Source organism: uncultured Roseovarius sp., assembly GCF_947259555.1.
Classification (GTDB): Bacteria; Pseudomonadota; Alphaproteobacteria; order Rhodobacterales; family Rhodobacteraceae; genus Roseovarius.
Window position 1 is genome coordinate 1 of record NZ_CAMYMD010000049.1, and the last position, 14998, is coordinate 14998.

A 14998-nucleotide genomic window follows, 5' to 3' on the forward strand; every position below is an offset into this window, starting at 1 on the left:
AATGGCGCAAACTCGACGGCCAAAATCGCCTGCCCGAGATCATCCAAGGGGTTGAGTTCCGCGACGGGCTCCGCCACGTTCAAGCCGCCGCCTGATCAGGCGTCACCAACTTTTGCCCATATCTCGATTCCCAGTCGCTTACGCCGATTGCGACTTTTTCTGCATGGCTATTCATCCTTGATGGTATTGGGATGATAGCGTTTATGATGTTTTACCGTGGTCGGTCAGCCTTTGTGGATGCGACCGCAACCGGCGGGAAGGGTATAATGGCAGGCACAGCGGCCTTTGCTTGCTTCTGGATTGCTATCTGGGCCCTTGCTCATGCGCCGATTGCGCTTGTCGCTGCCTTGCGAGAAACTAGCGTGCTGTTTTCACTTTTGCTTGCGCGTGTCTTTTTGTCCGAAAAGATTACCGGCAAGCGGGCCCTTTTTGCCTGTGTCACATTTAGTGGGATTGTCGTTCTTAGAGGAATCTGATCTCTGATGTGGATGAGCATATTATCCGTCTGAATCATGGTGGTTCTACCTAGGAACATCAACGCGAATTATCCGGGAACAACCTGGTTCATGATGCCTCCGAATTTTGACCAGACATAACACGAAAGAGACGCCGAGCCCAACCGATGGCGCTCTATGACAGTCACCCCTGACAAAACCCCCTGGAGATCGTGGAGAACAATATCATTGACCAGATGATTGAACCGATCGATCGCACCTTCTGTCAGAACCTCCAGCCTGTGCTTCAAAAAGCAGGCCGGCTCGATCGTTCGCTGAGGCCCGGTGATCCGTTCCAGGTTGGACGCCTTGCGTAAACTTACCCGCCTGCCGAGACGTGTCACAACGGCATCCGGCAGGTCCAGCGACAGACGGTCAGCGCTAGTGCCCCGCAAAAACACGATCTTGGCCGCCTTGAGGACCTGATTCAATGAAATTGATGGCTTACCTAATTCAAGGCAACAAAAATCATTTCAATACAATTATTTACTTGTGCGACATACTGCGGCTTCGTTACGAGAACCCCAGGCAGTTGACCCGCAAGGCAAATTCTGACCGTCTGATCGCCAAAGGTCGTGTCGTGGTGCACCGACGATGACGCGAGTGCTCAGAACTCGTCTGCCGCTGCTTCAAGGGCACCTTTGACCGCAAGCCTTGTCAGTCGGTCGGAAAGAGACCGAGGATGATCCAGTGACAGGCGCTCCAGACAGGCGCGCCGCTCAGGGTCTGACGTACCGCGCAGAAGGCCTTGCCAGAGCAACCCCGCCATCGCGAGACGCGACCCGGATTTCGCTTTCAATATTGCAAGAGCGCCCAACAGCTGCTGCTCGACCTTGGTAAAATCAGTGCCGAATGGGAAACGCGGCAGCGTGCCGTCTGCCACGGCGGCTGCAAGCCAAGACCGCACCTTCAGCGGATTGTTCGCCGCTTGCGAATTGGGTATCCGCGCATCCGACGGCAATTTTCCAGCTACCTTAGCCCGTTCCAGAAGCTTTTCCTGAAACCGGCTGTCGGCGATCGAGATCATCGCCATGACGCACTCGGCATCGGACCGACCGCGCAAATCGGCGATGCCGTATTCCGTGACGATGGTGTCGCGGTAATGGCGCGGTATCGTTTCGTGGGGATGGTCCCAGACGATGTTTGACGTGACCTTGCCGCCGCTTTCGCGGGTCGCGGGCAAGGTAATGATGGCGCGGGCCCCTTGCAGGGAAAAAGCCTGATCGACGAAGTTGAATTGCCCACCGACCCCGCTGACGATCTGGCCGTCGCTGGTGACGTCCGAGATCACGCCTCCCAGTGCGGTCACTTTCATCGCGGCATTCACGAAACGGGCCGAAACCCGCGCCGTGCGCTTGGCTTTTTCGTCGCCGTAGAGCTGATTGGTGAAAGACACTGGCATCATCTGGATGCGGGCGCGGTCCGTCTCGGTCATCTCGCGCAGCGCCCGGTAGAAATCACGACAATCGAGGAAGAAGCCCGCGTGGATCATCGCGCCGTCCACCTCACGGCGGATCACCCCTGCGCTCAATAACTCCAGAACACCTTGCACCAGCATCTCGGTCACGCCGTAAAGGCCCTGATCGAACGGGCCGGTCAGGGCGCTTTCGTCGTCGGGAAAGGGACAAGCCGTGGTGAGTCTGGCAAATGCGTCCGGGTCGCGATGCCGCAAGATCAGCGACGAGGCGACGGCATCGCCGATGGATCCGATCCCGATCTGCAACGTCCCGCCGTCCGGGATCAGCCCGGCGACATGCAGCCCGATGGCATGATCGACCGCCTCGACCGGCCCGTTCGGGACCGAGAACAGTTCGAATTGCGTGGACGGATCGTCCAGCAGGCAATCGACTTCGGATTGCGCGATCTCGGCGGCGCCGGGCATGAAGGGCAGATCGGGGTTTATTTCGCCCGCCAGCAGGAAATCCTGTTCATTGCGCGCGCGGGCGCGCAGCAGATCGACGGTGATGTCGGTGTTGCCCGACAGGCTGAGCCGGTCGCCATCGCGTGCCAGAAGCTGCAGGATCACATTGGGGCGCCGCGCCATCAAAACATCCAGCGCGTGGGTGTAATTGGCCGGAATATACCCCTGCTGTGCCGGGCCATTGCCCAGCCAGTTGCCCGCCTGAAAAAAGAACTCCTGCACCTCGATGTTTTCGGGCAACGTGCCCTCAGCCAGCCATGTGGCGTAATCCAGCGGGGTGTATTTCCCGAACAGCCGGTCCATCGCCGGCCCTAGGAACCGCTCTTGCAGGTCACTGTCGGCGCGCGGACGTTGCAGGGTCAGCGCGGTGAAGATGTGCAGCCGGATCGACGGGTCGGCGCGCACGAGGGACGTCAGCGCGTTGACGATGGTGTTGGCCTTGCCCAGACCCAGCGGCAAAGCCAGCCGGATGTCGCCGCCCGTCCGCTCCACGATGCGCTGCGCGACCGCCTTCGCATCGGTCATTGTGACAGGCCGCTCCGTCATCTCAGCGGAGGTCCTGCCAACCGTCATCGGGGCGGAAGCGGTCGCCATGCGCCTCGGCCAGCGCGCCCAGGCGCGAGACGATATCGTCGATCCCGCGTCCCTTGGCGTAGTGCATCGGCCCGCCCCGGAAGGGCGCGAAACCGGTGGCGAAGATCGTCGCGCCATCCACCTGATCGGTGTCGCGCGCGATGCCCTTGCGCAGACATTCCACACAAGCGTCCAGCATCGTCAGGATCAGACAGTCGGCGATCTCTTCCGCATCGTCATCGGCGGCCTTGGGCGGGTCGCTCTTTTTCGCCTTGCCGTCCTCCCAGGTATAGAACCCCTGACCCGCCTTCTTGCCGGTGTCGCCGTTCTCGACCTGCTCGCGCAGCCAGCCCGGCACTTCGACCATCGGCTTGTCCAACCCGGCGCGCAGGCTGTCGGCGACATGCAGGCAGATGTCCAGACCGACCTGATCGGCCAGTTCCACCGGCCCCATCGGCATGCCGAAGCTTTCGGCGACCGCGTCGATCTGCGCTTTGTCATGGCCGTCCTCGATCAGCTGTATCGCCTCCAGCAGGTAGGGCGTCAGCGCTCGGTTCACCAGATAGCCGGGATAATCGCGCACCCGCGCGGGAAGCCGCCCGATGCTGCCGCAGAAGGCGGCAAGCTGGTCGGCGACCGTATCGTTTGTCGCGCCATGGGTCACCACCTCGACCAGTTGCATCTTCGAAACCGGGTTGAAGAAATGCAGCCCCGCGAAATGCTTTGGCCGGTCCAGCCCCTTGGCCAGCGCCGCGATGGACAGGGACGATGAATTGGTGGCCAGGATTGCGCCCTTCTTCATCCTCGGCTCGATATCGCCATAGATCTTTGCCTTGATTTCGGTGTCTTCGGGCCCCGCCTCAATCACCAGATCGGCCTTGGGAACGCCCAACTGGTCGGGGTCGGGCATCAGCCGGTCCAGCGCGTCGCGCGTCTCGATCCCGCTCTTGTGCTGGTCCTTGCAGATCTGGCCCGCCTGACGCATGACCCTTGCAAGGGCGTCGATATCGGGGTCCGAAACCGTCACCGTCTTGCCCTTTAGGGCGCACCAGGCGGCGATTTCACCGCCCATGGTTCCGGCACCGATAACATGCACATGCGCGATGCAGTCCTCTCCCCTGCCCTCGGCCTTCAGCGCCTGTTGCAGAAAGAAAACGCGGACAAGATTGCGCGAGGTCTCGCTGGTCACCAGAGATGCGAAGGATTTGATTTCCGCCTTCTGCATCGCGTCGCGCTCGCCGCCATGCGCCTCCCAAATGTCGATCAGCGCGTAGGGCGCGGGGTAATGTTCCTTGGTCGCGCGATCCTCGGTCATCGACCGCATCTTGCGCGCCGCAAGGCTGCGCGCGGGTGACAGGGCCATGGCGCGGTCGGTCAGGCTGCGCCCGTGGCTGTCGATCTCGCCCGAGATGGCGGCGCGCACGGCCGCCATGACGTGGCGTTCCTCGACGACCGTATCGGCGATGCCCAGCGATCTGGCCTTGCGCGTGTGCGCCGTCTTGCCGGTCAGCATCAGGGTCATCGCTTCGACGGCATCGATGCGCTCGGCCAAGCGGAACGTGCCGCCAAGCCCCGGATGCAGGCCCAGATTGACCTCTGGAAAGCCGAAACTCGCACCATCGACCGCGATGACCCGATCGCAGGCCAGCGCAATCTCGAACCCGCCGCCAAGCGCCTGACCATGCACGACGCAGACGGTGGGGCATTCCAGCCCCTCGAGCCGGTCCAAAACCGCTTGGCCGCGGGTCAGCATGTCGGCCACGTCCTCCGCGCTCTCAAGCTCGCGGAACATTGCGATGTCGGCCCCGGCGGCGAACCCGCCGGGCTTGGCCGAGCGGATCACCACGCCAGTGGGCGGGTCTTCGGCCATCGCGTCAAGCTGGCGATCCAGCCCGTCAAGCACCGCGCGAGAGACCGTGTTTGCGCTGGTCCCCGGCACATCCAGCACCAGCCACAGAACACCCCGATCGTCACGGGCGGCGCGCCACGGGTCGTCCTTGTCGGCCGGCGCCGCATCGCGGACGGGGCCAAGCTCCAGCAGGGTTTCGCCAAGTTGGGTCAGGACAGGTTCGGTCATGCCACGGCCTCCAGCAACATCGCGCCACCCTGGCCGCCGCCGATGCATTCGGTGGCGATGCCGCGGGACACGCCCTTGCGTTTCATCGCATTGGCCAGATGAAGCACAATGCGGTTGCCGCTGGTGCCCACCGGGTGACCCAACGACACGGCACCGCCGTCCACGTTCAGCCTGTCGTGGTCGATCGGCCCGAAGGCCGCGTCGAGCCCGAGCACGTCCTTGCAGAAGTCCGCATCCTCCCATGCGGCAAGGCAGGAAAGAACCTGCGCCGCGAAGGCCTCGTTCAACTCCCACAGACCGATATCCTCGCGGGTCAGGCCCTGACGTCGGGCAATCCCGGTCGAACTCAATACCGGCCCCAGACCCATCACCGCCGGGTCGAGCGCGGACCATTCGCTGTCCACGATCCGGGCCAGCGGTTCCAGCCCGTGGGTTTCGACCGCCGCCTCGGAGGCAAGAACCACCCAGGACGCGCCATCGGTGATCTGGCTGGAATTACCAGCCGTGACCTTGCCATAGGGCTTTTCGAAAACCGGGTTCAGCTTGGCCAGCGCATCCATGCTGCTGTCGGGGCGTACCCCGTCGTCGTGATCGTAATGTGTGCCGTCGCGATCGAAGGCGGTCATGACCTCTCCGGCCAGAAATTCCTGATCCTGCGCCCGCGCCAAACGCTTGTGGCTTTCCACGGCATAGGCGTCAGCCTGATCGCGGGTGATGCCGAACCGATGTGCCAGGATCTCGGCGGTCTGGCCCATACTCAACTCAGTTATCGGATCGGTCAGCCCGCGCTCAAGGCCGATGATCGGCTTGAAGAACTCCGCCTTGATCCCGGCCAGTTGCGAGGCGGTGTCGAGCGGCCCCTTGGATTGCGCCATCTGCGCGTACCATTCGACCGCCGATTGCCGCAGGGTCAGGGGCGCATGGCTCAGCGCCTCGGTCCCGCCCGCAAGGATCATGTCATGCCCGCCGTCGCGGATATAGCGGTAGGCGGTATCGATGGACTGCATCCCCGATCCGCAGTTGATCTGCACCGTGAAGGCCGGCATTGCCGCACCCATGCCCAGCCGCAGCGCGGCGACGCGCGCCGGGTTCATCTCGTCCGCGATGACATTGACGCAGCCGAGGATCACCAGATCGAAGGCGTCACGTGCAAACGGCTGCCGCATCAGCAGCGGGCGGCCGCATTGCACCGCCAGATCGACCGGCGTGAACGGGCCCAGCCCGCGGCGTGCCTTGAGGAACGGGGTCCGCGCCCCATCGACGAGATAGACGGGACGGTCGGTCATTCCGCAACCTTCCGCGATGCCTTGCCCGACTTCTTGCCCGTGGGCTCGCGCGCCGGGAACAACTCGGCCAGTGCCTCGGGTGTATAGTCATCCACCGCGACGACCTTTTGCACGGCGTCATGCATCGCGTTCAGCTTGTCGTTTTCCGCATCCGTGATCTTGCCGGATTTCAAGGCCTCGGCCTGAGTCATCTTCGCCTCCCGCAGACGTTTTTCGAGTGGAGCACTGTCGATCACGGCATCGAACGCCACTTGCAGCTCGGCCAGACCGGGATGCTTGCAGCCGTCGAACAGCGTCCCCGACAGCCGCGCCCGCGTCTCCGTCGCTTCGCTGATCAGATCGGCACAGGCCTCGGTCAGCGCGTCGGTCGGCCCGCGCGAGCCCGAGCGCGGCAGGGTCAGGGCCCGCAACAGCCAACCGACCCATCGCGCAGGCAGGTTGGACTGCACGAGATCGAGGCTGCGTGCGATCTTTTCGAAACAGGTTTCGGCGGTGTACTGCACCAGCGGCAGGTCGGCCGTCTGGCAGCCCTCGTTCTCCCAGCGTTTCAGGGCGCCGGACAAGATGTAAAGCTCCGACAGCACATCGCCCAGCCGAGCCGAGATCATCTCCTTCTTCTTCAGCCCGCCGCCCAGCGTCAGGAACGCGAAATCAGAGGTCAGCGCAAAGGCCGCCGACCAGCGGGCCATGCGCCGATAAATCGGCGTCACACTGATCGCAGCACTGCTGGGCGCCGGGGCGAAGCGGCTGCCCGTCCAGGCGCGCCCCAGGGCGCGGAACAGTGTTCGGGTAGTGTGGCCGACATGGGCCCAAAAATGCCTGTCGAACGCGTCCAGCGACTTGGTGTCATCCTTGAGTTCGAGCGCCTTCATCTCGTCCAGCAGATGTGGATGCGCGCGGATCGACCCCTGGCCGAAGATGATGAGGCTGCGGGTCAGGATGTTCGCGCCTTCAACGGTGATCCCGATGGGAATGGCCTTGTACAGCTCTGACAGGTAATTGCTTGGCCCGTCGATCACCGCCTTGCCAGAATGGATGTCGACCGCGTCGTTCAGGGCGGCGCGCATCCGCTCGGTGGCGTTGGCCTTCATGATGCCCGAAATCACGGCCAGCGCATGGCCCTGGTCAAGTCCGACGCAGGTCAGCTGCCGCGCACCGTCCAGCGCATAGGCATTGGCCGCCATCCGCGCCAGCCCCTCCTGCACGCCGCCGAATTTCGCCACCGGGATGCCGAACTGTTGACGCACCCGGGCATAAGCGCCCGAACTGTGCGCCGCCAGAACGCTGCCAGCCGCCGAGAGCGACGGCAGCGAGATGCCCCGCCCCGCCGCCAGCGCGCTCATCAGCATCATCCAGCCCTTGCCGGCGTAATCCGGCCCGCCGATGATATTGCTCAGCGGGATAAAGACATCAGTGCCGGTGGTCGGGCCGTTCTGGAACATCTGCCCCGACGGAATATGCCGACGGCCGGTCTGCACCCCCTCGAGACCGGTGGGCACCAGCGCGCAGGTGATGCCGATATCCTCGGTCTCGCCCAGCAGACCGTCGGGGTCGCGCATCTTGAAAGCGAGGCCCAGAACGGTGCAGACGGGAGACAGCGTGATGTAGCGCTTGGCCCAGTTCAGACGCAGACCCAGCACCCTTTCGCCCTCCCATTCGCCCTCGCACACGACGCCGCTGTCGACCATCGCCGCCGCGTCCGATCCAGCCTCTTCGCTGGTCAGACCAAAGGCGGGCAGTTCCGACCCTTCCGCCAGTCGCGGCAGCCAGTAATCCTTTTGTTCATCGGTGCCGAATTGAAGAAGCAACTCGCCGGGTCCGAGCGAGTTGGGAACCATTACCGTGACCGCCGCCACCAGCGAGCGCGACGAGATCAGGCGCACCACTTCGGAATGGGCCAGCGCGGAAAAGCCGAGGCCGCCGTACTTCTTCGGGATGATCATCCCGAAGAACCCCTCGTCGCGCAACATCTGCCAGACCTCGGGGGACAGATCGCCGATGTGGCGGTTGATTGTCCAGTCGTCCACCATGTCGCACAGTCGGCGGCACGGGCCGTCGATGAACGCCTGTTCTTCCCCGGTCAGCTGCGGCAGATCGACTTCGCGCAGTTTCTCCCAGGCGGGATTGCCCGAGAACAGTTCCGCCTCCCACCAGACCTCACCGGCGTTCAGCGCCTCGGCCTCGGTGTCCGACAGCGATGGCAGGGCGCCGCGTGCCCAGCGGTGGATCGGTTTGGTCAGGTAGTCCCGGCGCAGATGCTGCAATTTCATTCTGAGGTCTTTCCTGTCGGCTTGGCATGTACGCTGCGCGTGGCCTTTTCGGGTCGTCCCTTCTCAACGTCCGAAACCGCGCCAGGTTCCCGCAGAATAACAGACGAACTGCGATGTAGAAAATTTATCATCGATCGGATGAAAAATAGGCGCAAACTGCCCGACAGATGTCGCGCTGCCCATAATTCGGTTCTGCCTCAATCTGTGTGGTGCACCTGTCCTGAAACTGGAAAATTCAGGAGGGATAGTCGTGAGTTCGAAGACGCACTGGTCGCCCGGGAGCGATGTTTCGGTTCAAAGCGTTGAGCGACGGACCGGGTTCAAGCGCCGTAGCGCGGCGAAGTGGCGAAGATCTGAGGCGCCACCTGACCGGCGCAGGGCGACACTCACGCCGACGTCGCCCTGGTATTTCGAAGAAATCCTTGCCCGTTTTCGGAAAGAGGGCAACAGGCGCGGCAGGCACTTGTTTCACGAAATCCAGCGCCAAGGATACGAAGGCAGCTACTCGCATCTCCTACGGTTACTGGCGGGGTGGCGCAGGGCTGAAAAGCAGACATCGACCGATCTTGCCACCAGTGCGGTTCAACTTGAGCCTGCGCGACGTCGAGGAGCTGATGCTGGAACGTGGCGTGGACATTTCGTATGGGACGATCCGGCGCTGGAGTGTCAACCTTGGCCCTGACCGCCCACGTTCTGCGGCGACGGCAGCCTCGCCCCGGCGATGTCTGGCATCTGGACGAAGTCGTCGTGAAGGTTGCGGGTCGATCAATCTGGCTCTGGCGGGCTGTCGACCAACACGTTGTTTTTCTTGAGGAAATCCTGCAATCGAGACGAGACAAGCGCGCCGCAAAGCGGCTTCTGGTCAAGCTGATGATGTGCTGGCGCTTCGTTCCCAAAAGGATCATTACAAACAAATTGCGATCCTATGGTGCCGCAAAACGTGAGGTCGCGCCCGGCCTGGATCATTGGTCCCACAAGTTGAGATACCATCGGTACCACAATTTGACGACTTCACGAGTTAACGTGACAACGCCCTCGAGGGTTTTGATGTCGCATTTGAAAAGCAAAACGAGAGTACAAAGCAGCAGTTCTTGCAAAGAGTGGCGAGAGAGCGGCGAGTCGAAGTACTGGTGACGCGTGAAACAGAAGGACAATGTTCTCATAGTCTACCCAGGGCTGGCGTACGACGAGCAAACACAGAATCACGCCACCGGTTAGGCAGTCGCTAGAATGCGCTGAACTCCGTCCAAATTGATAGTGTGCCGACTCCATCTATCGCGGCACATAATTCCGAGTTGTCGTTACGTCCAATACCGCTGACACCATCGCTGAGGTTCACCGGGTAATCAGGTCTGACCAACGCCCCCAATTCGGGCCATCAGTCGCCAACGGTTGAACTACTCACAGGACGATTGTTCACCATGTCTCTGTTTATTAGGAATTAATAGTGCAACTTCGTGGCATTCAGTAAAATCTCTACCTAGCGTTTGGCAAATGTGATAAACTTAAAGCTGTTATTTCAGCGAATTTTCTCCCTCTGACTGTTTAGCGGGACGCATAAATGTAGAATACAATGGCAAAAAACTGGTCGAAAACCGCGCTGGCTGCGGCGGGCTCGCGCACTGATGACATCAATTTCCTTGATGGCGCGGTCTTGCGATCCGATGACAACGGGGCAAGCTGGACGCGGCTGCGGATTAACGACCGGCAACGCAATTCCAACCTGGAAGGCGTTGGTTTTGTCGATCCGGACACCGGTTGGGTCGGGGTTATGGATGGCGAAAGCCAAATCATCCGCCGCAAGCCCGATTGAATCACCCAGATTATCAAGGAGTATTTCATGAGCATTTCGAAAATCTACACCATCGACACAGTCGACATGACCCTGATCAAGACAAACCCGCCAAGCCTGGTGATTTGCAGTTCGGGTCGAACCGCCACATCCGGGTGGAAAAGCCCGTTTCTGTCAAAATACATTTACGTCACGCCACCGGAGGATGGAATTCAGGAATTTGATTTCCTGGCTGACTCCCCTGCGCCGGGTACGATTACAATACCCGTCTTGACGCCGATACACGGCGATACGCTGCTTCTGGATGTCGACGTCGCAAACTACTGGGGCGAGGGCATGCCGCTGATGGGTGTCAGAGTCCACGGTGTTGCCAACGCGAAACTTGCCGGGATGAAAGAAGAACCCAGCATGCCGGCGCCACAGCAACTGGCCGCTGGGGACATCGGCAACTATCAGGCGATGGTGCCGCAAGCGCTGAGTTTCGAGGCCGATATCAAGCCTAAATTCCGCACACGTGACGTCGTCTGTATGAAGGCAGTGTCGGGCTTTGATCTGCACAATTTCGAGGACGTCAAGCGCAAGGCGGAAGATATCAACGGCACGCTCAAAAACAAAACAATGCCCAAGGACGGCCCTTGGCCAGATGCGGACATTGAGTTGTTCGGTAAGTGGATTGACGGCGGCATGAACCCCTGAGTGCATCGATTTAAGGGAGAAAATCAAGATGAAACCACAACTAATTGCCACCGCAGCGGCGCTACTGATGGCCATGCCCGCCGCTGCGCAAACCGGGTGCCGTGACTTTTTCGCCAGCGGCGCGCCGCGCTGGGAAGAACCGCAAGACACGATCGCTGCGCTGATCGAACCTGATTGTTACGCCTGGCAGTTGTTCGTGGCGCTTAACTGGCCTGCGGTTGTCGACCAGAAAGCCCCTGACAGCACCAAGGAGTTTGGCGACGAGGGGCGCGTGGTTTGGGAAACCTGGAGGAATGTGCGTAACGGTGCGCCCGACACGGTTTTCAAAATGGACGGTTCCGATCCCGGTGACTGGCTGGATGGCGTCGTACCTGATACCCGGCTGTTTTCAGAGTTCGACGATCAGACCTTGCAGCAGATCGTGGCCTCGCAAGGCGTTTTCGCGTCGATTGACGATATCGCCGCCGAATTCTTTGTCAACGAAACCCGGATGAGCAAAGCATCCTACGAATTCACCCGAGCAAACGAGCTTTATAACATCGAAGGCCAACTGGCATTGTTCGCCGCCGGGACCGAAAAAATCGATTTCCCGCTGGAAGCGAAGGAGGTCAAGGCGCAGTGGCGGGTGATCGAAGAGGCCGACAAACCGCGCTATCACTGGACAAATGTGACCCGATTGGACGGAACAACTGCGATCTACGGCCTGACCGCGCTGCACATTACAACCAAGGATATCCCGAACTGGTTCTGGGCAACGTTCGAGCATATCGACAACCGGACGCCTGCGGCACCAACCGCTGAAAATCCGAACGGCGCAGAAGGCTGGCTGTTGCCATCGATCGACAGGTTTGCCTGCCCAACCGCGCCACATGACTGCGAAGCGCCGCCTTCGGTCGGATTCGAGACAACGAAATGGGCCAACTACGTATTGCGTGGCACCCAGATCGATTTTGTTGACGGTCGCGGCAATCCGACTTTGCTGGCCAATTCGCAACCCGAACAGGGGTTTCAGGAAACATCGTCCTGCATAACCTGTCACGCGCTTGCAACTGTCGGTGCCGGCGGAGACAGGTTGCCGTTTTTCGCAACGCTCCCCCCTGCAAGCCGGCAACCGGTCGGACAAGTCGGAGCACCCAACCCGGACTGGTTCAGGGCGCCGGGGGCAGGCGATGGCAACGAGGGTACGCTGCATTACACTCAACTGGATTTCGTCTGGTCGCTGATGCGCGCCCAGTCGAAACAATAGCGAAGGGAAGTCGATATGGCCCTGGAAATTACCTCAGACACCTTGGTCGCCCGCGACGAGGATGGAAATGTTAAGCAGATCAGCCACCCGCTGAAGCCCTTTTTCGGCGACACTGTGACCCCGGAGGCACCGACGGGTGTTGTCGCAGGTGCAATGGCGGCACCGGACCCAAGGGCCCTGGCTGAGGCCTATCTTCGCGAAGCCCTACCGACCTTCGGCGTCGATCAGGCAATCGCCGAGAGTGCCTCTGCTTCGCTTGTCGCCGACGCCCAGATCGTACGCGATGAGAGCCAGCAGCTACACGTGGCCGAAGAAAAGGTCAGCGCCAAAAAGGCCACGATATCCTATGCGCAAACGATGCTGGGTATTCCGGTCTGGCGCGCAGGTTTCAGTGTGCGGATGCGCGGCGAACCTCTGGGGGTGATCGGATCAAGTAGCACGATCGAGCGGGAATTCGGCGATATCGTCGTCCCGGAAGCCAGTGCACTGTACCTTCCGGGCAATATCGATGCCGCGACACTGGCCGAATTGCTGAATCTGGAAAGCCCTGTCGAAATCACGCGAAAAAGGCTGCTGGTCTTTCCCTACAGTCCGCATGACCGGGGCAATGCCCTGGGGGAGCGCGCTAGCGACGGGTCGGTCGAGGCCTGCCCGACCGTATCGCCGCCTGAGGTTCCAGACAGTATCAACGAAGGCACGTACTATGTCGTGACCGAGGTCATGTTCAGCTACACCGCGCCGGGATGGGGCCCTTTGAACTGGGAGGCAATGATCGAGCCGCAGACCGGCGCTGCGCTGCGGGTTGAGGCCCTGGTCAGTTGCGTCGACGGAACCGTGCTATTGCGCGATCCGCTGACAACAAACGGAACCAACACTGAACCAGACGCGCCATCGGCGGCACTGGACGCCTTGCGCGACGTTGTTGAGTTGCCGGATGCGCTGGATGACGGGAACGAGCATCGGCTCGAAGGGCGGTTTGTGACCGTGCGCAACGTCTCGCCCCCTAATCTGGCGGCGCCGACAACGCCACTTGGTCAACAGTTTCAGGCCTCGGTTCCAACCGACGACTTTGCCGCGATCAACGGATACTACCATTGCGATCAGTGTTTTCGCCTGGTCGAAAACCTGGGGTTTGATGTTGAAGAGTATTTTGACGGAACCAATTTCCCTGTGACCGTAGATCATCGGGCAACCATTGGCGGACAGGCGAATTCGGTAAATGCGCAAGCTCCGGGCAACAGCACTAGCGACGGGTCCGATGGATTCCGTTTTGCCCTTCTGGCCCCGAATTCAACCATCGGTATGGCGGTGGAACAACGGGTAACCTGGCACGAATTCGGCCACGCGCTGCTGTGGGATCACCTGAATTCGCCGAATTTCCGCTTCGCCCATAGCCCGGGTGACACAATTGCCTCGATATTGCTTGATCCGGATTCAAATGCGCCAGACCCGGGCCGTACTTTTCCGTGGACGATCATCACCCGTCGGCACGACCACGCGCCCGCAAGCGGTTTTGGATGGGGTGGAGTACGAGACGATCCATTCCCCGTTGGCAGCATTATTTCCGGCGACCGCGCGGGCTATGCGCGCGAGCAGATCCTGTCGTCGACGTTGTTCCGGCTCTACCGTTCGGCTGGCGGCGGGTCGGCCGACCCGCAAACCAGAAGAGACGCGGCGCAACGGACCGTCTGGCTGATACTGGAAACCATTTCCGCGCTCAGCCCGTTTGCGCAGCCGCAGAACGCCGAAGATTTTTTCAATCTGATGATCGAGGCCGAAGTAATGTCAACATCGACCGTCAGGCCGATTGCGCGTGGTCTGCTGCCGAAGGTTCTGCGCTGGTCCTTTGAGCAACAGGGCCTTTTCCAACCCCCAGGTGCCCCGACCCCGGTGACTACACCCGGCGCACCGCCATCGGTTGATGTGTTCATCGACGATGGTCGCGGCGGCGGATATGACGAGGCTGAAGCGGAACAGGTCGAACCCCCTGGTCTGGTTATCCGCACCGCCGCAGATAGCGGCACCAGCCACCAGCAGCCCGCAGAGGGTGAAACCGGTTTTGTCTACCTCACCGTCCAGAACCGCGGCCAGGAAACTGCGACAGACGTGACGGCCCAGGTCGTGGCACGGCAAGTAACCGACGGCACCGACTGGGCGCACGACTGGGATCCGCTCACGGCCACAAATGGCGCCGGATCAACGTTCAGCGTCGCGCCAGGTGAAGAGGTCAGGATTGGGCCGTTCGAATGGACACCGCAGTTCGGCGGAGATTGGTTTCTGTTTGCCGATGTTGATTGTCCGGAGGACCGCAGTTTGGTCCGCAGCACGTTCAGTGGCACCTGTCCGGTGTCAACTGTCGCGATGATGGACAACAACGCGTCGTCACGACGGGTGTCGGTGAGTCCGGCCACCGGCTAGAGACAGCCGGATTGGTGCCAGACTGCCCGGGTTGTTGGTGAGAAGCACCATAGCGAGCAAGCGGTTGTTTGAATGACTACGATATTCCTTGATATTGGCGGGAAACGCGCGAAAGTTGGTGATGCCCTGAGGGGCGGCATATCATGGCGGTGTTCAGACGCCGTCAATTCTCTGGTGAGAAAAGGATATGCCACATGTCAAAGACTACCATCACCCAACTGCCCG

At 60.9% G+C, this 14998-nt stretch carries 11 protein-coding genes; 6 read left to right on the forward strand and 5 right to left on the reverse strand.

Features of this window, described 5'->3' with window-relative positions; translation table 11 throughout:
• The first annotated feature begins 146 nt into the window (after positions 1 to 146).
• The gene (locus Q0X85_RS08205) at positions 147 to 476 is read left to right on the forward strand and encodes an EamA family transporter (RefSeq protein ID WP_297771291.1); all 330 of its coding nucleotides are present in this window, start codon (positions 147 to 149) and stop codon (positions 474 to 476) included.
• Between the two features lie 68 nt (positions 477 to 544).
• On the opposite strand, the gene Q0X85_RS08210 is transcribed toward Q0X85_RS08205, so the two are convergent.
• The 5 genes from Q0X85_RS08210 to Q0X85_RS08230 all read right to left on the reverse strand — a co-directional run bounded on the left by Q0X85_RS08210 (position 545) and on the right by Q0X85_RS08230 (position 8621).
• Complete coding sequence (locus Q0X85_RS08210) at positions 545 to 925, reverse strand: hypothetical protein (RefSeq protein ID WP_297771272.1); 381 nt, start codon at positions 923 to 925, stop codon at positions 545 to 547.
• Between the two features lie 176 nt (positions 926 to 1101).
• The gene (locus Q0X85_RS08215) at positions 1102 to 2940 is read right to left on the reverse strand and encodes an acetyl-CoA hydrolase/transferase C-terminal domain-containing protein (protein WP_297771274.1); all 1839 of its coding nucleotides are present in this window, start codon (positions 2938 to 2940) and stop codon (positions 1102 to 1104) included.
• Between the two features lie 22 nt (positions 2941 to 2962).
• Positions 2963 to 5065: a 3-hydroxyacyl-CoA dehydrogenase NAD-binding domain-containing protein gene (locus Q0X85_RS08220; protein ID WP_297771276.1), complete on the reverse strand. Its 2103-nt coding sequence runs from the start codon at positions 5063 to 5065 to the stop codon at positions 2963 to 2965.
• Positions 5062 to 6351 (reverse strand): acetyl-CoA C-acetyltransferase, encoded by a 1290-nt coding sequence (locus Q0X85_RS08225; RefSeq protein WP_297771278.1) that lies wholly within the window; start codon positions 6349 to 6351, stop codon positions 5062 to 5064. The genes Q0X85_RS08220 and Q0X85_RS08225 overlap by 4 nt, the downstream gene beginning before the upstream one ends.
• Complete coding sequence (locus tag Q0X85_RS08230) at positions 6348 to 8621, reverse strand: acyl-CoA dehydrogenase (RefSeq protein ID WP_297771279.1); 2274 nt, start codon at positions 8619 to 8621, stop codon at positions 6348 to 6350. Before Q0X85_RS08230 ends, Q0X85_RS08225 begins: the two co-directional genes overlap by 4 nt.
• A 642-nt stretch (positions 8622 to 9263) precedes the next feature.
• On the opposite strand from Q0X85_RS08230, the gene Q0X85_RS08235 reads away from it, so the two are divergent.
• The 5 genes from Q0X85_RS08235 (at position 9264) to Q0X85_RS08255 (ending at position 14773) form a co-directional block, all read left to right on the forward strand.
• Positions 9264 to 9755, forward strand: coding sequence for a DDE-type integrase/transposase/recombinase (locus Q0X85_RS08235; RefSeq protein ID WP_297771281.1), 492 nt, complete (start codon positions 9264 to 9266; stop codon positions 9753 to 9755).
• 439 nt (positions 9756 to 10194) lie between these two features.
• On the forward strand, positions 10195 to 10434 hold the full coding sequence (locus Q0X85_RS08240; protein ID WP_297771283.1) for a hypothetical protein: 240 nt from the start codon (positions 10195 to 10197) through the stop codon (positions 10432 to 10434).
• A gap of 27 nt (positions 10435 to 10461) precedes the next feature.
• A complete protein-coding gene (locus tag Q0X85_RS08245) occupies positions 10462 to 11109 on the forward strand; it encodes a hypothetical protein (protein ID WP_297771285.1) in 648 nt (215 codons plus the stop codon).
• Between the two features lie 28 nt (positions 11110 to 11137).
• Positions 11138 to 12355 (forward strand): hypothetical protein, encoded by a 1218-nt coding sequence (locus Q0X85_RS08250; RefSeq protein ID WP_297771287.1) that lies wholly within the window; start codon positions 11138 to 11140, stop codon positions 12353 to 12355.
• 15 nt (positions 12356 to 12370) lie between these two features.
• Positions 12371 to 14773, forward strand: coding sequence for a hypothetical protein (locus Q0X85_RS08255; protein ID WP_297771289.1), 2403 nt, complete (start codon positions 12371 to 12373; stop codon positions 14771 to 14773).
• The last annotated feature ends 225 nt before the right edge of the window (positions 14774 to 14998 follow it).